The 19,713-nt window shown below is 53.4% G+C and carries 20 protein-coding genes; 7 read left to right on the top strand and 13 right to left on the bottom strand.

Annotated elements, in window-relative coordinates:
* Nucleotides 1–5 precede the first annotated feature (5 nt).
* The gene (locus tag ABSG49_RS07835) at nt 6–437 is read right to left on the bottom strand and encodes a type IV pilin domain-containing protein (RefSeq protein WP_424025560.1); all 432 of its coding nucleotides are present in this window, start codon (nt 435–437) and stop codon (nt 6–8) included.
* A gap of 374 nt (nt 438–811) precedes the next feature.
* Between ABSG49_RS07835 and mntA the strand changes: the two genes are divergently transcribed.
* The 3 genes from mntA (at nt 812) to ABSG49_RS07820 (ending at nt 2,399) form a co-directional block, all read left to right on the top strand.
* Nucleotides 812–1,225, top strand: coding sequence for a type VII toxin-antitoxin system MntA family adenylyltransferase antitoxin (mntA, locus tag ABSG49_RS07830; RefSeq protein ID WP_424025559.1), 414 nt, complete (start codon nt 812–814; stop codon nt 1,223–1,225).
* 1 nt (nt 1,226) lies between these two features.
* Nucleotides 1,227–1,661 carry a type VII toxin-antitoxin system HepT family RNase toxin gene (hepT, locus tag ABSG49_RS07825; protein ID WP_424025558.1) on the top strand — a complete coding sequence of 145 codons (435 nt, stop codon included), beginning with the start codon at nt 1,227–1,229 and terminating at the stop codon, nt 1,659–1,661.
* Nucleotides 1,662–1,736: 75 nt separating this feature from the next.
* Entirely contained in the window at nt 1,737–2,399 is a 663-nt protein-coding gene (locus ABSG49_RS07820) for a type 1 glutamine amidotransferase (protein ID WP_424025557.1), read from the top strand.
* 55 nt (nt 2,400–2,454) lie between these two features.
* On the opposite strand, the gene ABSG49_RS07815 is transcribed toward ABSG49_RS07820, so the two are convergent.
* The 5 genes from ABSG49_RS07815 to ABSG49_RS07795 form a co-directional block, all read right to left on the bottom strand.
* The gene (locus tag ABSG49_RS07815; RefSeq protein WP_424025556.1) at nt 2,455–3,561 is read right to left on the bottom strand and encodes a helix-turn-helix domain-containing protein; all 1,107 of its coding nucleotides are present in this window, start codon (nt 3,559–3,561) and stop codon (nt 2,455–2,457) included.
* Entirely contained in the window at nt 3,545–4,531 is a 987-nt protein-coding gene (locus tag ABSG49_RS07810) for a homoserine dehydrogenase (protein ID WP_424025555.1), read from the bottom strand. Before ABSG49_RS07810 ends, ABSG49_RS07815 begins: the two co-directional genes overlap by 17 nt.
* Nucleotides 4,528–5,019, bottom strand: a complete 492-nt coding sequence (locus tag ABSG49_RS07805; RefSeq protein ID WP_424025567.1) for an amino acid-binding protein — start codon at nt 5,017–5,019, stop codon at nt 4,528–4,530. The genes ABSG49_RS07810 and ABSG49_RS07805 overlap by 4 nt, the downstream gene beginning before the upstream one ends.
* 453 nt (nt 5,020–5,472) lie before the next feature.
* Nucleotides 5,473–6,285, bottom strand: a complete 813-nt coding sequence (locus tag ABSG49_RS07800; RefSeq protein WP_424025554.1) for an NAD(+)/NADH kinase — start codon at nt 6,283–6,285, stop codon at nt 5,473–5,475.
* Between the two features lie 6 nt (nt 6,286–6,291).
* Nucleotides 6,292–7,074 carry a bifunctional fructose-bisphosphatase/inositol-phosphate phosphatase gene (locus ABSG49_RS07795; RefSeq protein ID WP_424025553.1) on the bottom strand — a complete coding sequence of 261 codons (783 nt, stop codon included), beginning with the start codon at nt 7,072–7,074 and terminating at the stop codon, nt 6,292–6,294.
* Nucleotides 7,075–7,167: 93 nt separating this feature from the next.
* Here ABSG49_RS07795 and ABSG49_RS07790 point away from each other — a divergent pair, with 93 nt between their 5' ends.
* Together ABSG49_RS07790 and ABSG49_RS07785 are read left to right on the top strand one after the other, a co-directional pair.
* On the top strand, nt 7,168–7,545 hold the full coding sequence (locus ABSG49_RS07790) for a translation initiation factor IF-5A (RefSeq protein ID WP_424025552.1): 378 nt from the start codon (nt 7,168–7,170) through the stop codon (nt 7,543–7,545).
* 304 nt (nt 7,546–7,849) lie between these two features.
* Nucleotides 7,850–8,434, top strand: coding sequence for a flagellin (locus ABSG49_RS07785; protein WP_424025551.1), 585 nt, complete (start codon nt 7,850–7,852; stop codon nt 8,432–8,434).
* Nucleotides 8,435–8,701: 267 nt separating this feature from the next.
* Here the strand turns inward: ABSG49_RS07785 and ABSG49_RS07780 are convergent, their stop codons facing one another.
* From ABSG49_RS07780 to ABSG49_RS07770, 3 genes are read right to left on the bottom strand one after another with little or no spacing between them, the layout of a single operon-like run.
* Nucleotides 8,702–9,937, bottom strand: coding sequence for a hypothetical protein (locus ABSG49_RS07780; RefSeq protein ID WP_424025550.1), 1,236 nt, complete (start codon nt 9,935–9,937; stop codon nt 8,702–8,704).
* Nucleotides 9,938–9,982: 45 nt separating this feature from the next.
* Nucleotides 9,983–11,755, bottom strand: coding sequence for a ribosome biogenesis/translation initiation ATPase RLI (locus ABSG49_RS07775; protein ID WP_424025549.1), 1,773 nt, complete (start codon nt 11,753–11,755; stop codon nt 9,983–9,985).
* A 20-nt stretch (nt 11,756–11,775) separates the two neighbouring features.
* Nucleotides 11,776–12,423, bottom strand: a complete 648-nt coding sequence (locus ABSG49_RS07770; RefSeq protein ID WP_424025548.1) for an EMC6-like membrane protein — start codon at nt 12,421–12,423, stop codon at nt 11,776–11,778.
* Nucleotides 12,424–12,539: 116 nt separating this feature from the next.
* Between ABSG49_RS07770 and rqcH the strand changes: the two genes are divergently transcribed.
* Entirely contained in the window at nt 12,540–14,432 is a 1,893-nt protein-coding gene (gene rqcH / locus ABSG49_RS07765) for a ribosome rescue protein RqcH (protein WP_424025547.1), read from the top strand.
* The gene (locus ABSG49_RS07760; RefSeq protein WP_424025546.1) at nt 14,422–15,450 is read left to right on the top strand and encodes an mRNA surveillance protein pelota; all 1,029 of its coding nucleotides are present in this window, start codon (nt 14,422–14,424) and stop codon (nt 15,448–15,450) included. The genes rqcH and ABSG49_RS07760 overlap by 11 nt, the downstream gene beginning before the upstream one ends.
* Nucleotides 15,451–15,453: 3 nt before the next feature.
* Here ABSG49_RS07760 and ABSG49_RS07755 read toward each other — a convergent pair whose 3' ends face one another.
* From ABSG49_RS07755 to ABSG49_RS07740, 4 genes are all read right to left on the bottom strand, one after another.
* Entirely contained in the window at nt 15,454–16,416 is a 963-nt protein-coding gene (locus ABSG49_RS07755; RefSeq protein WP_424025545.1) for a HEAT repeat domain-containing protein, read from the bottom strand.
* 8 nt (nt 16,417–16,424) lie between these two features.
* Entirely contained in the window at nt 16,425–17,390 is a 966-nt protein-coding gene (locus tag ABSG49_RS07750) for a HEAT repeat domain-containing protein (protein WP_424025544.1), read from the bottom strand.
* 315 nt (nt 17,391–17,705) lie between these two features.
* On the bottom strand, nt 17,706–18,812 hold the full coding sequence (locus tag ABSG49_RS07745; protein WP_424025543.1) for a hypothetical protein: 1,107 nt from the start codon (nt 18,810–18,812) through the stop codon (nt 17,706–17,708).
* 214 nt (nt 18,813–19,026) lie between these two features.
* A complete protein-coding gene (locus tag ABSG49_RS07740; protein WP_424025542.1) occupies nt 19,027–19,704 on the bottom strand; it encodes an FKBP-type peptidyl-prolyl cis-trans isomerase in 678 nt (225 codons plus the stop codon).
* Between the last annotated feature and the right edge of the window lie 9 nt (nt 19,705–19,713).

Here is a 19,713-nt window from a genome sequence, read left to right as displayed (position 1 = left end):
TATAATCAGAGGAAGGTATCCAGTATTACCTGCTGGGTGCCGTCATTGAAATTGGCGGTTACGGTAACATGGGATTTCGCCCCATAGGCCGTTGTGTCAGTTGCCGTAATTGAATTGCCAACAGAGGTCGATAACCAACCCAGACCATTGACGGCTGTAGAGTATGTTATTGTCCCTGGTGTAGCAGCCGAATCAGTTACCGTGACGTTGGCACCAGTGAATGATGCTGCATCCTGTCCACCCTGATAGGTGACCGTAATTGTCGTAGCAGTCGGTTTCTGTGCCGTTGCCGCTATAACCTTGGTCTTGCTGATGTTTCCTGCCATACCGAACACGAACGCGGCGATAACTGCCGCGAGGATCACCGTGATTGCGACCATCAAGATCACACCAATGACCGGTGATACTGCCTCTTCATTCTTTTTGGTAAACGTCATTTTGTCAAACACCTGAATAATGCCCAAATACGGACATGACAATGTATAATCACGTTATTCTATGTGTTGGTATATAAACATTCTCATTCAAAATTGGAAGACTGTGCGAGCCGGAAGATAAAACTTCGGCTAAAAATTGGTATAAAGCACCATTACAAAAAGCACGAGCATTACCATTATGTGAATTGCCCACGACGTGGTGTCGTTAAAAAATCTTTGGCCAAAAAAGCGTGATCATAGCCCATAGTCGAAAATATGGTCCGGATCAATCGAACCTTGGTTAAAAAATTTTCAAATAAATATTAAATGAAATTGTACGGGACACTAAAAACATATATGAGCATCCGTCCATGCTTCTATAATAACGAGGTTTCATGCAGCTGTCAGTTCCGAAGAATACCATCCCCGGTATCGAACCGGCCGGACCCGTTATCGATGAACTCGCAGCACGTGATGAGGTCATTGCGATCATCCTGTTCGGTTCCGTGGCACGTGGCCAGGCCCGGGAAATTTCCGATATCGACATCTGCATCATTACCAAACAAGTCCCTGAACCGGTGAAGATGGACCTGCTCAGTTACGGATCGGAGGACATCGATGTGAGTCTCTTTTACGATCTTCCCATCACTATCAGGTTTCAGGTTCTCCGCGAAGGAAAAATCCTGTCCTGCAGGGATACCCTCGCACTTCATGCAATCATGGCCGATACCGTTCGGGAATATCTTGACATTGCACCATTTATCCGCAGGAATTGTTTCCGCACACTGGGTATCACCGGGAGTTCGTGACATGGTAAAAGAGATCAGGTACAATATTGAAAGAATCGGATCCATCTCATCAGATATCGGGCGCTATAGCGAAGATCTCAGCGAGCTTGACATTTACACAAAAGAGGATCTGTCCGACAAACGCAATTTCTATGCCGTATCCATGATCATGTTTACACTCCTTAATCGGGTGTTTGATCTGGGAAATGAAGTGTGTATTGCACACAACATGGGAATCCCTTCAACGTACCGGGAAATATTCACGCTCCTGAGGAAAAACGGGTTCATCAGTGACAATCTCTCACGGGATATGATCGGACTGGTAACATACCGGAACCTCCTGTCCCATGAGTATCATGGTATCGATGAGGAAAAACTGTTCATCCTGACCACGAAGATCGAAACCATCCGGGAATTTGTTGACCTGATGCAGAAAAGAATCAGAGCTCCGGAATAAGAGTTCCCCGGAATTTTTCTGTTCATTTTAACAAGCCCCTATCAGTTTAATACCCACTAATAAGAGAGACCGGTTATGGTTCAAAAGATCGCGATCTTCCAGCATGTCCCGAATGAACCACCCGGGTATTTTGAAACGGTCTTCCGCGAGAAAAATATCCCGTTTGAGTATATCCGGCTGTACGAGACGAATGAAGTCCCACGCCACCAAGACACCACCCACCTCATCTTTCTTGGCGGGCCGATGAGTGTCAATGATGAAAACGAATACCCCTGGCTTAAACAGGAGAAAGAACTCATCCGCAGATCAGTAAAGGCCGGGCAGAAAGTTCTCGGTATCTGCCTTGGCGCCCAGCTCATCGCATCGGCACATGGGGCAAAAGTGTACCGGTTCGTCAATGAGACCGGATGGTCCCCGATCAGCCGTATGCAAAACGCTGAGGGAATATTTTCTGCATTCCCGGACCAGTTCCACGTATTCCAGATCCACAGCGAGACGTTCGGGATTCCCTACGGGGGCCGGTTGCTTGCGTGCGGAAATAACGTCCGCAACCAGGCCTTTTCCTGCCGGAATGCATGTGGGTTGCAGTTCCACCTTGAGATGACCGGCGATATTATCCGGGACTGGTCGAAGGATCTCGGTTCTTACCAAAGAGCGAAGATCGCCCGCGATACACCACGGTATCTCGCGGAGAGCAACCGGCTCTGCCGGATGGTGGCGGAAGATTTCATCCGGTGATTTTTATTACAGGGTCACCGGTCATTTCCGAAATCTCCGGCATTGCAAAAACCACTTAAAACTCATTCCGGGCCGTGTCCAGCAACACTTCGTGGGAGAGGTTCGTCAGTGCAACCGCACCGAGTGCGCCGATCACGCCATTCCCCCCGATCAGGGTGATCCCGAACCGCTCCGCAGTCGCCTCGGCCACGGGCCGGGAAATGACCTGTTCCCGGACCATCTTCCCGTATTCGCGAAGACCTTCCGGCATACCGAGGCCCTTCCGGATCGCAATCCCCCATTCTCCCGATAGCGATTCATCCGCTACGAACTTTCGCGTTTTCTCCACCAGCGCAGTGTACCGCTCCGGCAGGACCGCGACTTCGATGAAACTCGCTGAATTCCCCGCAGTCTTTGCAAACACATCCGGGTTCAGCATCGCCACGTGGTGGCTGATCGGGATGACCCCCTTGATCCGGCTGAGGTAGTTGAGGAGGGCCAGGGCAAGGGCAAAGGTGGCGCCACCCTCACGGCTGTCGGTATCGTCAATCCCGATGGTCACCTGCATCAGGGCTTTTGTCCAGACCTTCCCCTCAACGAGGTGGTCCCGGTGCCGGGATTCGACATGGACGACCCCTTCCGCGCGGGACATCATATCGGACAGCGAATAGGCGGGTCCGCCAATACAGCGGATATCCTGGACGATGAGGCCATCTTTGATCTCAACCCCGCATACCCCGACGGCAGAATACGGGGAAAGCCCCACCGTGATTTCACAGGACCCGGTCTTTGCCGATTCCCGCAGGAGCGTCCCGTCCCGCTCCACGCGGCAGAGCATGCCCCCGGCAAGGGTATGATGGTACCCGCAGAACGCAGCACATGCCCCGCTCATGCAGTCATGATAGATCTCCACAGAGTCGCCGTCAACCGTGGTGAAGATCCGCCGGCACGTGCTCGATGGCATCGCACTGATGGCGGCATACCGTGCAGGATTCCGTCCCCGCTTCTCATTCCGGAGGAGGACACAGCCCTCGCGGACAAGACGGTTCACCCAGTCCTGTGCAGTGCTCCGCGGGATGCCGGCAGATTTCCGGATGTCCGTAACGGTGAAATGCCCGTTGTCGAGCGTGAACTGGCGCATCAGGCGCAGGTAATCCCGGCGGTGTTCAAGGACGCTGGACATGACAATCCCGGATGAACAGCAGGTCCCCGATGATCGCGCTTGCCGTCTCGATGGAGCCGGCACCCCGGCCGATCAGGGTGATCTCCTTGGCCATGTCGGTCTCAAGCGTGAGGGCATTCAGGGTACCTTCAACGACCAGCGGGTGGGTCTTTTCAATAATGCGCGGGGAGACACGGATCAGTTTTTTCCGGGGAATTGCCTCCGCGATCAGGCGGATCGTGCAGCCTTCCTCTTCCGCAAGGCGCAGGGCGTCCGCGGTGAGAAGGTCGATTCCCGTCCGGTCGACATCGGCAAGTTTCACGCCATTGCCCCAGATCGTGTTGGCAAGGATCACCAGCTTGATGGCGGCATCGATCCCCTGCACATCATAAGTCGGGTCCGCTTCGGCATATCCCATCTCCCGGGCCTCCATGAGGGCCTGTTCGTACGTGAGCCCCTCATCGGCCATCCGGGTAAGGATGAAGTTACAGGTGCCGTTCAGGACCCCGTAAATGGCGAGGATCTCGTTGCCGGCAAGCCCGTGCTCGAGCACATGCATGATCGGAATGGCACCGGCAACCGTGGCCTCGTAGCGGAAGGCCACGCCTTTTTTTAATGCCAGCGCCCGGAGTTCCTTGTAGGAGAGTGCAACAGGCCCCTTGTTCGAAGTGACGACATGCTTTTTCCGGTTAAGGGCGGTCCTGATGTAACCCGTGGCAGGCTCGCCGGAAAGTGCGTTTGTCGGGGTCACTTCAATCAGGGCATCATAATCCGCTTTTTTGATGACATCGATGGCGGTAATCCGTGAGTCCCCGCACATCCCGGTCTTTTTCTTGTTGGCGAGGACCTTCGTGATATTGATACCCTTATCTTCAATGAGGCCGCTCTTCGAATCTGCGATGCCGGTGATGGTGAGTCCAAGATCCTTTTTTGCCAGCATCGTGGCAACGCCCCTGCCGACAGAACCGAGCCCGATCAGTGCCACCTTCATGCGATCTCCTCCAGCGGCTCGATCAAAAACAGGGACTTTTGCCGGCAGACCCGGCGAAGAATGGCCAAGGCAGACTCCATATCGTCCTTGCTCACGGCCTTGATGGTGAGCCTTGAAGAGGATCGTTCGTTGACAGACGGCATGCTCATGGAGAGCTCGCAGACCTCCGCAAAACCGGTAGAATCGATCTGGTCGACCGTATCGGAGAGGTCAGTGTGCATCAGGTGCCCGATCATGATGACCGTGCGTTTGTACAGGAGGCGTTCTTCATCGACCCGCTGGATATGCACCCCCTGCTCCTGCAGGAGGACCACCAGCTTGTCCAGCCGTCCTTCCGGCAACTCGAGAACAATCTGGACATCCAGCGTATCGTTATCCGGCCCGGGTTCCCGCTGGTGGATGACCGCGATGATATTCCCACCCACATCGGAAATAGGCTTCAGGGCAGCAACCAGCTGGCCGGGCGAATCCTTCATCTCGAGTTTCATGGAGACCTGCACAGAACCACCTGACAAGTAGTGGATCGCCTTCCAAGATAAGCCTTTTATTTTGATAATTGCGGGAAGCCAACGCTGGTTCTATTCCCGGTATGCAGGTACAACCGTGAGTTAGATAGGTAAAAACTGCCCGGTAAAACTCATTGGAGAAAATATGTGACGCTCTTGGGGGCTACGGCAAACGTTGCCTCCGTCCCCACCGCTGCGGCAGCCCCCATGTAGCGATAGTTCCTCAGAAGGTTGGTGAAAAACCTCTGAAAAGTAGGAAGGAACAAAAAAAAGGGGGGTCAAGGGGATGCTCCCCTTGTGTTGTCTCCCCCTCTGGGGGAGAGTGGGGGTCACACTCATCATTGAGGAAGAAAATAACCGATTTACGGATTGGAATAGGATCTCTACAAAGTAATAAAAAAGTATCGTAACAGGGACGGAGATCATCCGCAGGCTTCACAGGTTGCGGAGCTTCTTGTCCACCTTTTCAAAGAAGTTCCGTTTCACATCAACAAACAGTGCCGGGGTTTTTGACCGGTTCACGCGAATTGTACTGGAAGTACCCAAATCAATCGTCTGCTGCCCGTCAATGACAAGATTTGCGGGTTTGGTACTCTCCAGCCGGATTTCAAGCCGGCGGTTTTCACTGATGAGGTGGGGTCGGGATGAGAGCATATAGGGGGCAAGGGGAACGAGGAGGAATCCCTGGATCCGGGGATCAACGATCGGACCCCCGGCACTCATGGCATATGCCGTGGAGCCCGTGGGGGTACTGATCAACAGGCCGTCAGCACGGAACTGCTCGGCGGTATTCCCGTCAACGACGATGGAAAACCGCAGCATCTTTGCAGGCCGGGTGGTCACGATCAGCGCCTCATTCAGCGCCACCCCGAGCGGGGTCTCATCCCGGAAAAGTGCGATCCGCATCCGCTCCTCAACCGAAAAACCGTGGGGAAGCGTGCGCACGAATTCAAGGGCTTCGGGGGGTTCAAGATCCGCGAGAAAACCGACTTCTCCCCAGTTGATACCCAGCACCGGAACCGGTTTGCCCATTCCCTGGATTGTTCGCAGGATCGTGCCATCCCCGCCAATAATGATGATCACATCTGCATCCGTGCCCGCAAGGGATACGCCGGTCTTTCCCAGAGCGGAAGCGGTATCGTGATCGAATTCCGTCGTGCAACCGGCGTGTTCCATTACTTCTCGTACCTTACCGGCAAATGCCAGCGCGTCCCGGTTATCGATGCGTGAAACGATCACTGCTTTCATACACGGTCACCTCAGGTATTCAACCACCTTATGGTGCAGGACGCCGTTCGTCGCAACAATGCACCGTCCGATAGTCACTTCGTTGGGAAAACGTATCTCCTTTCCATTCAGATCAGAGACCTTGCCACCGGATTCCGTGCAGACCAGCATACCGGCAGCTGCATCGGTCACCCGCAATGTCCCCCTCAGGTCGATAAACCCGTCAATCCTCCCGCACCCCACATAACAGAGTTCGAGGGCGGAAGCCCCCAGGAGGCGCCACCGCCGGATTTTCTGGCCAAGTTGCATGACCCGGGTGGGATCGAACTTCCTCCCGTACACGCTCATCGCACACTCGTCGAGACTGGATACATCCGAGACATGGATTGGCTTGCCGTTACACCGCGCGTAGTGTCCTTTTTCTGCCATGAACGTTTCCCCGCTTGAAAGGTTGCGGACATAGGCCTTCCGGACAATTCCTTCGGTGGCATAAGCGATCGACAGGGCATAGAAAGGAATTCCTGCAACCGCATTGAATGTTCCGTCTACCGGGTCAAGGAATATCGTACCACCGTCCCCGTCAAAGGCAACCTTGCCCGCCTCTTCGCTGATGAGAAGCGAACACAGAGGTGTTTCTTTCAGATACCGGATAACACAGTCTTCCGCAAGCTGGTCGATCAATTTTGTCGGCGTGAGGTCGGCACCCATCCGGACCGTCTTGCCCCCTTCAGCGGTCCCGACCAGATCACGGATACTCTCTTCCACCTCTTTTGCCATCTGGTTGCATGCGGGGAAAAAATCGCTTTTCATAATTTCCTGACTAACCCTCTTACTCAACGTTGTATTTATGTAATGCAACAGAGATAAATTACTAGCGCGTCTACTATAATATAGGTGTAAAAGATGAAAGAACAGACGGAAATCGGAAAGATCAAGGAAGGCAGGTATATCGTTATTGAGGAAGAGCCGTGCAGGGTGGTCGGTATTGCCACGTCAAAGCCGGGAAAACACGGGGCTGCAAAAGCCCGCATCGATGCCGTAGGGATTTTTGACGGCGTCAAGAGATCTATTGTCCAGCCGGTCTCGGCAAAAACCTATATCCCTGTCGTTGAGCGCAAGAGCGGGCAGGTGCTCTCCATTGCCGGGAACACGGCACAGCTCATGGATATGAAGGATTTCACCAACTTTGAAATACCGATTCCCGAGGACAAGAAAGGCACCATAGAAGTGGGAAAAGAGTACATGTACATCGAATCGATGGGCAAGAAGAAATTCGATTAAGCAAACCCGTCAACAATTTCCATACTATTTTTTTATTTTCAAAAAACAAGCTTTTCTATGCTTTTCTCCACTCAAGAGCAAAAAACCTGGTATGGTATCGCAGGAATCATGAGCGGCATCACGGGATTTTTATCTGTCATTTTGGACAGAACGGGATGGATCTCTCCCTCATTTGCCATAAAAATATCGCAAAGTGAGAATAAGCCTATCCGGGGATTGGAAAAGATATTTAGACAATAGAATCCTTTTATCAAACAGGAACGTTGGTATAAGCCAGTGTCCAGTATCTGACCAAGGTGAATTTATGAATTCGTTCAAATCAAATGACCAGGGATTCACCGGCCTCGAAGCAGCCATTGTGCTTATCGCATTCGTTGTCGTTGCGGCGGTGTTCTCCTATGTAGTACTGGGTGCCGGGATCCTCGCATTCCAGTTCCAGAATGCACAGGGGACCGGGCACCCCGGTGCCCAGCAGTCAAATTCGACGTTAGTGATTGTCGGTAAAGTCTACGGTACAGGTTCTGACGCCAGTGCAATTACAAACATCAACTTCACGGTTGCACTGACACCGGGCGGCACGCCGGTTGATTTCAGCAAGGTTGTTATGATCTACAGCAATGCATCCACGTTAGAGACACTGGCCCAGGCTGAGGGAAATTATCCCCAGCAACCATCAGCGGGAGGATGGGCGGTCACGAAGATCATGAACGATGTAGGTACGAACAACAAACTGCTTGAATCAGGAGAGCAGTTCCAGATATCTGCAGTTCCCGCCAAACCGATCTATGCCAACGATACGTTCACCCTTGAGATCATGCCCGGCGCCGGAACGGCGTTGGATATCACACGCCTGGCCCCTGGCAGACTTAATATCGTGAACATTCTCTGATACTCTTTTTTTGGTATTTTCGGCATTCCTTACAGGAATTTTGACAACCCGTGACGACAGTCGATACGGGCAGGGTTTGGATCCGAGGATTGTCGGCGCGGTACAGAGGTGTACAGCTGGTGCGTTACCCTCAGTTAAAAGGACACGACCCCGTGCAGTGCAACCAATCCCGGTAGATCACTACTCCATAGTCAGCGTGCAGGTTAACCGCCCAACAATGGTGTATTCACAGAAAAATGGTGCTGTGGAAAAACCTGATCTTATCCCTTACTTTGTCTCTTTCAAACTATCAGAAGATGATGCGTGTGACCACTTCTTGTTTTTCAATTCTACAGCACAATATTGTTCTATCGTATCAAGCAGCGCCGTCCTTGCCTTTTGAACCTGTAGTTTATCACCTGACGTAAAATCACTGGCGATATACCGGAGGGCGGTTGCGTAATACTGGAATTGCGGGAAGTCTTTCTCGAAATCAGTAATCCTTATCATCGCTTTCTTCTGGTCATGGTTCAGGAGATCAAAGGTAACGTCGAAGAGTTCGATGATATGTGCCGGCATGCCCGTCATTATGGCACGTTTGCGAAGATTGTGATAGGCGATCTTTTCAGTCATGATCAGAGAGAGTTTGAGCCCCAGATAAATCGGTTCAAGATCATCGGGATATTGTCTGATCAACTGGTTGACAACCCCCGCTGCCCCGGCAGCATCACGGTTTTCCAGTTTGTAATCATACATCTCGCGAAGAAAATGACTGTCCGTATAAAAACGTTTGGACCCGATGTCAAGAAGGCGTTTTCGCATCTTGGTATCGTGAGTGAATACCGCATTTTTCAACCCGACTTCAACAAACCATTTTTCGTCAGGGAACCATTCGAGACCGATAACGATCATCTGCCAGAAGATCTTCTCAAGGAACGAGGGGTCCTCAAGCTCCAGCCGCTTCAGCATATTCACCGGAGGCTGGATCCGTGCAAGATTGAGCATCAGTTCCCGGGCAAGGAGTGCCATTTTCCCCTGACCGTGGTTCTGTACCGATCCGTCATCGTTCCTGAATTCGCGGAGTGAGAGGATATAATAACAGTACGCCACGGTAGTGCCGAGTTTTGAGTCGAGCGTGGCATATTTTTTCAAAAAATCCAGTGCAGGGGCATAGTCCCCGGCCTTCACCAGCCTGAGGCCGATGACAATATTGATGCCCATTTCGGCATCTTTCTTCTTTTTGATACGGATGGCACTGGCCGTCACCCGTTTCACGTACTCGAAATCACCGATATTCGTGCTGGTATCAAGCACCTTGAAGGTGATGCTGTCAATAAATTCATCACAGGTGATATCGGGGAGGTTGGGAAACGAGTTCTCCAGTGCGGAGATGACATATCCATAAAAAACGGGGATGTTTGCATCCACTTTTACCGTATTGCGTTCGATATACCCGTAAAAATCCTTTTTCAGGACATGCAGCTTATCGTAGACAATTGCATCCGAAAGCTGCTCTCCCCGCATATAGTGAGAATTGCATATTAAAATATTAAAAACTATAAGATGAATTCAATCTTCATCCTGCGCATAATAATAGAATTCACCCATGGATTTTTGTTCCCGGTCGAGGAACGAACCGGGTTTGTTGATCCGCGGGCGCCCGCTCTGGTCACGGCGGAACGTGACATCCAGTTCCTGCAGGAACCGGTTCATACCGTCCCGCATCCGGAACGGTCCTGCAGCACTTCCCCTGACTCCGGGTTCCCCTTCAAAGACCAGAATCCGTTCGCTGATCATGTCGATCAGATAGATATCATGGTCGATCACCATGATCCCCACGTCCCGGCCTTCCGCATGGTGCTTGATCATGCGGGTTACCTTCACCCGCTGTTCGACATCGAGATGGGCGCTGGGCTCATCAAGGATATACAGGTCTGCATCGCGGGAGAGGCACCCGGCAATCGCCACGCGCTGGAGCTCCCCGCCGCTCAGGGAATCGACGGGCGACTGAAGGATGGGGTTGAGGGTCAGTGCCTCGATGATCTCGTGCTGGTACAGCGAAGAATCGAATTTTGTCGTGTTCTGCCGCAGGTACTGCTCGACACTGTCGGAGGTATCGGCCTTGATATACTGCGGTTTATAGGATATGCGCAGGGTGGTCTCGATTGTTCCGGTATCGGGGGTTTCAACGCCGGCAAGGAGTTTTGCAAAGGTGCTCTTTCCCATGCCGTTTGCCCCGACGATGCCCAGCACCTCGCCGGCCTTTACGGTCCCCCCGCCGACTTCAAGCTGGAAGGTGTCGAATTTCTTCGTCATTGCCGGAATGACAAAAAGATCTTCGCGTTCGGAGCCTTTGTCGTGCGCCCGTTTCTCGAATACCACCTGCGTGTCCCGGAACCTCACGTTCTCCTCAACAAGGAATCCCTCGAGATACTGGTTGATGCCCACCCTGACTCCCTTGGGGCGGGTGATGATGCCAAACACCGCCGGTTTGCCATACGCCACGTGGACCGTATCGGCCAGCATATCGAGAATGGCAAGGTCATGCTCGACAATGACAACGGGCCGTTCCGTGGCGAGATCGCGGATCAGTTTTGCCGCCGCAATCCGCTGGTAAATATCCAGGAACGGGGTGATCTCATCGAGGAAATAGAGATCGGCATCACGCGCAAGACAGGCAGCGATGGCGACCCGCTGGAGTTCTCCCCCGCTCAGGGTGCTGATCTCGTGGTCGAGAATGGCGTCCAGCTTCAGGACCGGGAGAATCTCGGCAAGCCGGTCCCGTTCGTCCGTTGTCTTCAGGAGGGCCCGCACGGTACCGGAAAAGAGCTTGGGAATGTAATCGATATACTGGGGTTTTGATGCGATCTTCAGCGTCTTTTTCGAGACGGTCTGGAGATAGTCGAAGAGTTCCGTGCCGGCATACAGTTTGAGGATCTCTTCCCAGGCAACTTCATTGTCAAAGTTCCCGAGGTTGGGACGAAGCTGGCCGGAGAGGATCTTGATCGCGGTACTCTTCCCGATACCATTGGCCCCGAGAATACCGGTGACCTTCCCTTCAACGGGAATGGGGAGACCGTAGAGTGCAAAACCGTTCCTGCCATACCGGTGGGTCGGGTGCTCAAGTTCTTCCGGAAGGCTGACAATATCGATCGCATCAAACGGGCATTTCTTGATGCAGATACCGCACCCGACACAGAGTTCCTCCGAGATCTGGGCCTTGCCATCAGCGCCGATTACGACCGTCTCATCCCCGGTCCTGACCCGGGGGCAGTAGAGGATGCATTCCTTGCCGCATTTCCTGGCATGACAGCGATCCTTGTGGACTATAGCAATTCTCATAGGGACCAGAACAAGGGAAGTTACGGAGCGACTGGTGTTACCGCAGGTGCAGTGACGTTGATAAACGTCACCTGCGTGGCAATCTTATACCCTGCACTGTTGCTGGCATTCAATGCAATAGAGAAGTTTCCCGCTCCGAACGTCTGCGTGGCATTTCGTTCTGTACTCCACGATACCGGAGTATTGTTACCCGTCACGTTGGTGAACGACCAGTTCCAGGAAGTCGGAGAAGTCACTGAGGTATCGTTGAACTGGACGGCGAGCGGGGCAGTACCTGAGGTGACGCTGGCGGTGTAGCTGGGGACGATGCCGGTAAAACAGGTCAGCAGGATCGTCCACGCCATGAACCAGAATGCAAAGGTCATGAACCCCTGGTAGAACCAGTCCTTGCTCCCGAGTCTTGAGGTATTCATGCCCAGGAGGATGAAGATATGTTTCTGGAGAACGATGAACGCCAGCATGAACATGAACCCCAGGAACCCGTCATTCTGTAACCCCGCTGCATTCGTTATGCCGCCGAAATAATAGGAGAGCAGCCCGGCAAGGATACCAAAGACGGATGCAACAAGGTTCCGCTTGATGCGCTCGATATGTTCAGCCTGCTTATCCGCCTTGGTCTTTGCTTTTTTTGTCTGGACTGGCTTCTCTTCCGTACTACCTTCGCTCATCCCACAACACCAGTTGTCTTACAACTCTGTCCGCAAGCCATATCTAATTTGGTTTCGCCCGTTCCCCTTGTGGTTATACGTTTATTTAGGTTCCGGCTGCTCATATCTTATCATCGATGGCATCCGAACAGGGAATGAGCGGCATCGACATCAGGGCAATGGTGTCTGAGCTAAACGGGAAGCTGCCGCTCTGGATCGACAAGGTCTACCAGTTCGACACAAGGACCCTCGCCATCCGTCTCAATGGCGAGAACAAGGCAAAATACACCCTGATCATCGAGGCCGGGAGACGGGCACACCTTGTCCGGGACCTTCCCGAGCCCCCGAAAAACCCTCCCCAGTTTGCCATGCTGCTCCGGAAATACATCTCCGGAGGAAAAGTGCTGGCCATCCGCCAGCACGGGCTCGAACGGGTCCTTATCTTTGATGTCGGCAAGGGGAACCTGATCTATCGTCTCATCATTGAGCTGTTTGATGAAGGAAATGTCATCCTTTCGGATGAAAATTACACGATCATCAAACCCCTCTGGCACCACCGGTTCAGGGACCGGGAGGTCATACCGGGAGTGATTTATGTTCTTGGCAGCAGTGATCCTACGGTTTCTGCTGAAAGCCTTGCGACATTCCTCAGGAACGATGACCGGGACCTCGTCCGGTCGCTTGCGATCGGCTGCATGCTCGGCGGGATGTATGCGGAATATATCAGTAAGGAGGCGGGTCTTGACAAGACGCTTCCGGCAGCATCAGCGGAACCCGGTAGCATTTTTAATGCACTGCAGGACCTGTTCCGGCGCGTAGAGAATGCACGAACACCGGTGATTGCAGCAAGGCACTGTGAACCGGTTGACCTGTGGGACAGCAACGGTACTACGGCGTATCCCACCTTTTCCGAGGCGCTCGAGGCCTTCTACCCGCTGACAAAGGCCGAGAAAAAATCCGCGGCCCGCCCGAAAATACCAAAGGAAGACCGCATCCGCCTCCACCAGGAAGCAGCGATAAAAAAATTCGACCGGAGCATCGCGCAGGCAGAGGAGATCGTCAACGCCATTTACGAGAACTACCAGTTCATCGCCCGGCTCATCACATCGCTCGATACGGCAAGCAGGAGACTTTCCTGGCAGGAGATTGAAAAACATCTCAAGGATGCTGCTTCCCCGGATGCAAAAAAGATCATAACGTTCTACCCGGGCGAAGCGGCCGTGGACGTGGATATCGGCAAGCTGGTGAAGATCTATGTCCACGAAGGCGTAGAGCAGAATGCCGGCCGGTACCATGACGTCATAAAAAAATTCAGGAGGAAGAAGGCCGGTGCCCTTGTCGCGATGAAGACCATTGCAGTCCGGAAAACCGCCCGGAAACGGGAATTTATTCCCCTGAAAAAACTCTGGTACCACCGCTTCCGCTGGTTTGTCACGAGCGACGGGGTTGTCGTGCTCGGAGGACGGGATGCTTCGCAGAACGAGGAGCTGGTCAAGAAATACATGGCCGGGGGCGACCTGTTCGTCCACGCGGATGTCCACGGGGCGAGCGTTGTCGTTGTCAAAGGGAAGACGGAGCGGATGGATGAAGTTGCGCAGTTCGCGGCATCCTATTCCGGCGCCTGGAGGAGCGGGCACTTTTCCGCCGACGTGTACAGTGCCCTCCCCCCGCAGGTCAGCAAGACGCCGGAGGCCGGGGAGTATATTTCCCGGGGTTCATTCATTGTCCGGGGAGAGCGCACGTATTACCGGAATGTCCCGCTTGCCGTAGGCATCGGTCTCATGCTCGAACCCCATGCCGCAGTGATTGGAGGGCCCCCTTCAGCAATCACAGGCAAGACCAAAGCCTATGTCGAGCTCAAACCCGGGCAGTTCGAACCAAATGACGTGGCAAAGAAAGTCCTGCGCATACTCAAGGGAAAAATGCCGGAAGAAGACGTGAAGGCGCTCAAAGGCATCCTGAATACCGATCAGGTGGCTGCCTTCACCCCGCCCGGCGGGTCGGATATCGTGGGGCACCATGAAGGCTGAATACGGTGAGATGCGGAACAATAACGGCGAGATAAGGCTTTTCCCGGAGAGCATCGACGACCTGTGGCACCTCCAGCACATCATTGCCCCGGGAGACCTGGTCTTTGCGACGACATTCCGGAGCGTCGATGCCGCAAGCGACAAGATACGGCCGGAGAAAGTGGAGAAGCGGCCGGTCCGGCTCGGGATCCGGGTCGACCGCCTTGAATTCTCCGAACACGGCATCCGGCTCCGGCTCACCGGGACGATCGAACATGGCGTGGATGAGGGGGCCTTTCATACGATCAACGTGGAGACCGGTTACGAGATCTCGGTCATCAAACAATGGCGGCCGGTGGATCTCGAGCGGATCGAACGGGCGGTGAAGGCATCGGTATACGGCGTGATCCACATCCTGACCATTGAGGAAGGGGAAGCGGAACTCTTTCGTCTCCGCCAGTACGGGCCCGAAAGTGTCATCACCATCATCTCCGGCAGCGGCAAAGGTGCGGAGACGGAATCGCGCCGGGGATTTTTTGACCAGATCCTCGCCGTAATCGCTGAATTGTCCGGCCCGTTCATCATCGCCGGCCCCGGTTTTATCAAGGAGGATTTTGCCAGGTACTCCCGGAACCAGAACAGTCCTCCGATCGACCGTGCAATCATCGTTGAAACCCGGCGGATCGGGCGCGGGGCGGTCCAGGAAGTGATCGGCAAGGGAGCGCTCGAGAAGCTGATCGGTGACCTCCAGCTCTCCCGGGAGGTGAAGATGATGGACGAGGTGCTGCTCAGGATTGCCCAGAACGGCGCGGTTGCCTACGGTCGCCGTGAAGTCGGGGATGCGATCGGCTATGGTGCGGCAGAACAGGTACTGATTGCCGATACGCTCCTGCGGGACCAGGAGATCATGCACCTGATTGAAAAGGCCGAGGCGATGAGGGCATCTGTTGTGGTTCTCTCGTCTGCATTCGAGCCCGGGGAGCGGCTTGTCGCCCTCGGCGGGATTGCAGGACTGCTCCGGTATAAAATGACCGGATAATTTTCACGGGGGATCTTCCGGCATGGTCTTCGTGATGTACCACGCATGAACGGCAAGGACGATATACACGGAAAGGAGCACGGCATAGGTGATGGTCTCCCCCCCAATCTTGAATAACCAGACCGTGACCGTGATATCGATCTGGAAGATCATGATCCCCCACCATTTCCCCAGATATCCATAGCCGAGACCCGGCAGCATGAAATTCAGGAAACCGGCAATGAGCGGGCTCTTGCTGGCGCGGGGACGCTGCAGGAGGGCCCGGGGCATCGCTTCCATGGGCACCCCGCATTTCTGGGAGGCAAGGACGGCCTCCCAACGGACCTGCCGGTTTTCATCACTGAGGGCCTGCAGGAGCAGCGGGCCGGCATCCCGGTCTCCGATCTCCCCGAGCGACCGGACTGCACAAATCCGGACTTCGCTGTCCTGGTCCCTGAGCAGGTTGGCGAGGGCCGGAAGCGATGGACGTCCCAGCTCCGTCAGGCAAGGCCAGTCCTGGATGCCGACATAGTACCATGCCCATTCCTCATCGCTTACGGGTTTGTACCCGATCTTGATCAGGGAATGTGCCGATCCATACCGCACATACTTGTCACGGTCGCGGAGCGATGCAAGAAGGGCGCCGGTCGCAGAAACGTCCCCGGTCTTTCCGAGGGCAATCGCAGCCTGCCAGCGGATTTCGCTGCTCTTGTCTTTAAGCATAAGGACCAGTGATGACACTGCGTGCGGATCTCCAATCTCTGTAAGGGCACTGATGATCGCCAGCTGGAGGTTCCGGTCTTTTTTATTCAGTGCTGCCAGCAGGGGTCCGGTTGCTTCAGGGCCGATTGTGCCGAGTGCACGAACCGCTGCTGTCACAAGGTCCAGGTCCCGCGAACCGAGGAGGCGGATAAGACCCGCACAATCCCTGGTTTGGATCATTTTGCCGATATCGGGTTTTTTATGCAGGATGTGATCCAGGACCATTGAGCACCTCACTGACGATCGGCCGCATCCCGGGCCCAATAATACGTATGCAGGGCAATGACTGCCGTGATCGGGTAAGCGATGAGATAGGGAAGAAACGGCCCCGTTGCGAGCTGGGCAAGCACGATGATCGTCATATAACTCATGAAGACCGGAAAGCCCCACCATTTGCCAAGATAATTGTATCCGATCCCAAGGAACAGGAAATTGAGGATCGCTGCTGCCGCAGGATTGGGCCCGGGCCTCTCACGTCTCGCAAGAATCCCCGGGAGATGGTGAGTGGCGATCCCGCTGTTCATGGCAGCCAGCACCGCCTGCCACCGGACACCGGGATTGCAGTCCGTGATGGCAGACCGGAATAATGCCGGGGAACGTGTAACTCTCATCTCCCCGAGAAGCGTCGAGATCGTAGTACGTGTCGCAGGATCAGCATCCCGGTACATGTCCGCAAGCGGGGCTGCCGCAGCGGTGCCCAGTTCACGGAGATGGTCCCAGTCCTGTAACGCGATCAGCTGGTACGCTTTTTCTGTATCCGTTTCCGGCAACCAGCCAAGCTTCCGGAGGGTGATGGCAGCACCATACCGGATATACCGGTTTTCGTCCCGCAGATGATCAACAAGAGGGGGGATTGCCCCGGCAGTGCCAATCCCGCCAAGAGCAAGGACAGCAGCCCATCGCACTTCGGTGAGCGGATCCTTTTTCAATACCAGGGCGAGCGGCTGGACTGCACGGGAGTCCCGTCTTGCCCCGAGAATTTCAACAACACCCAGCCGGACCAGTACCTGATGCGAATGGAGTGCTGCAAGGAGAGCGGGGACTGCTGCGCTGCCGGATTCGTAAAGAACCCGGGCAGCATGATGACGGACATTCACATCCGCATGTCCGAGGAGACGGATGAGTGCCGGAACATTCCCCTGCTTTTCCAGGAGTTCAAAATCCGGCAGCGGTTTTCCAGGCATCGTGATCTGCATCATAAACCGTGAAGGATGGTTTCCCTGTTGTGAGTATGACGCAATGGATAATATCAAATTTGTGGAGCGGTTTTTTAAAAAACGCATTTTTGCAGTGCTCTAATAAAAAATGAATAAAATATCATAGATCAAACTATACAACCGTATCCGGGCATCCATTCTTACATAAAGAAAAGATTCATCATAGCGTTTACGAAATCCATTGTCTTTCGTTCATGTCATCGCATTCAAGTTTTTTTAAAAGGAGTAAAAATTGACCGGAAAACAGTATTTTTTAAATTCTGTAACTATTACCGGAAAAAAAAGAGTTAACTAGACTCAACTCATTGAGATTGTTAATTCATCTGTACTTTTGGCAAGAACATTCCCGCTGGAATCCACGACCGAAACGGTCCATGTGCCGGTAGATGCACCGGGTATAGTAAAAAATGCATGGGCCTCTTGGTTGCTCACGGCAGAGTATGTTGATGAGGTTATTGTGCTGCTGCCTTGGGTAAGAATGATTTTTGAACCAAATGTCAGGTTTGTCCCGGTGATATCCATGGGAGGATTGATGTAGGTATCCAATCCGCCGGTTACGATTTTCACAGGAGACAGTGAGATTATGGTTACATTACTTGCGATAGCAGTTGTTGTCGATGTTGTCGTCGTCGTTGCAGTGGTGTCACCTTTGTAGATGGTAAACAGGTTAGTATATGAGTGGGATTGTCCATCCGGGTTGGTGACGACAACATTCCATTGCCCTGTGGCAGTTCCGGAAGGAATGACGAATGTGCAGGTGATCTTGGTTGATGAAGAAACACTTACATCAGTTGCAGTAATTGAAGGCTCTCCCGATTTTTCAAGGGTTACATTTGCTCCGGATATGAAATTCAACCCTTCGAGGTCCGTAATGGATACCGTATTTCCCGATGTCCCGATAAAGGGGTTGATATCTTTTACCACGGGGGCCGGATTACCCGGTGTCGTTGTTGTCGCAGTTGTGGTTTCTGTCGTAGTTTCTATGGTCGATGTTGCAGCCACTGTTGCAGCTGTCGTGGGAGTACCGATGGGAACTGCTGAAACAGCCATATTCCTGACTTTCTCGGTGTACACCTGTTCAATGATCGACCGGCTTACCTTTGCCGTACTGGTATCGATACGGTGGCCCCAGCTTCCGTCGCTGTTAGGATAAATATAGGCGCGCTCGTACATGTCCGTGCCGGGATTGTAGCCGATAATCAGTACTGCCGCAGCTGAACCGGATTTGGGATTTTTAATGATATCACCGGCCACGTAGAGCGCAGAGGAAGAGAGAGGCGACGTCGTAACCGCTGTTTGTCCGGAGGTAGTTGTTGAAGATGATGAATCTGAACATCCCGCAATACAGGCACAGGTGACAAGAAGTGCCAGCAATACCAGGGAAACCACTGATGACTTGTCCATAATGTTATTTCCTGCCGTACATTATTAAAAAGGGCGGTTCACTACCGGAGATGGATGGATCTGTGTCCGGATTTTTCCGGAGGCGGACGGATGGATAAGCGACCAAGAACAGGACCCCAGTCCTGAGTCTGATCCAGCAACGATGATCAAGGGGAACGGGATGTGAATACAACCCTCATCCCGGGAATAACAGGAAAAAAACGGATGGGAAAAATTATTCCTCTTTCTTTTCGGGTTTCTTGTAGGTTTCAACCAGGACAATTTCGGTAATGCCCTTGATCAGCTCAAAACTCTCGTGGATGATCCGGCCGCGCCAGAGAAGCCACCGGCGGTCATAGGTGATGCCCGGCGGGAGGGTCACGGTTGCCTTGCCCTCATCCAGTGCGATCTCCAGCTCCCGGCCGGCATACAACCGGACGAGGCCTTTCAGCTGGTCGAGTGGATCGTTTACCTTATCTTCCATCTTGTAGTGATAGGTGAGGGTCTGCCCGGCAAGGGGTGCGTTGAAATCAACGATGACCCGTGACCCGATGACATCGACAACGGTCCCTTCACCCTGTTCATCCATCTTCACCGGCATGCCGCGTACCGGCTTCTGGCTGAACTTGTTCTTCGGATAGGACTGGATCTTTTTCGGGTCGCGTTCGCCGAATGCCTTGTCGGGCTGGACGGTGACGGTTCCTTCGGTACCTGCCTTCTTGCCGACAAGTTCCTCGTCAAGACCGACGATTACGTGTTTCTGGCCGACACAGATCGTGACCGGGCCGTAAATTGCATTCTCGCTGTGAATACCTGCAGTTTTTGCTTCGGCTTCATCGGTGGTGTCAAAAACCTTCTCGCCGACGCTGCCGGAATAACTGAGCCGGATAAAATCTCCTTCTTTTATTGCCATGGTTTACCT

This window comes from Methanoregula sp., from assembly GCF_049510175.1.
Taxonomy (GTDB): Archaea; Halobacteriota; Methanomicrobia; order Methanomicrobiales; family Methanospirillaceae; genus Methanoregula.
Note: the sequence above shows the minus strand (reverse complement) of the source record. Positions and strands in the feature narration are given on the sequence as shown.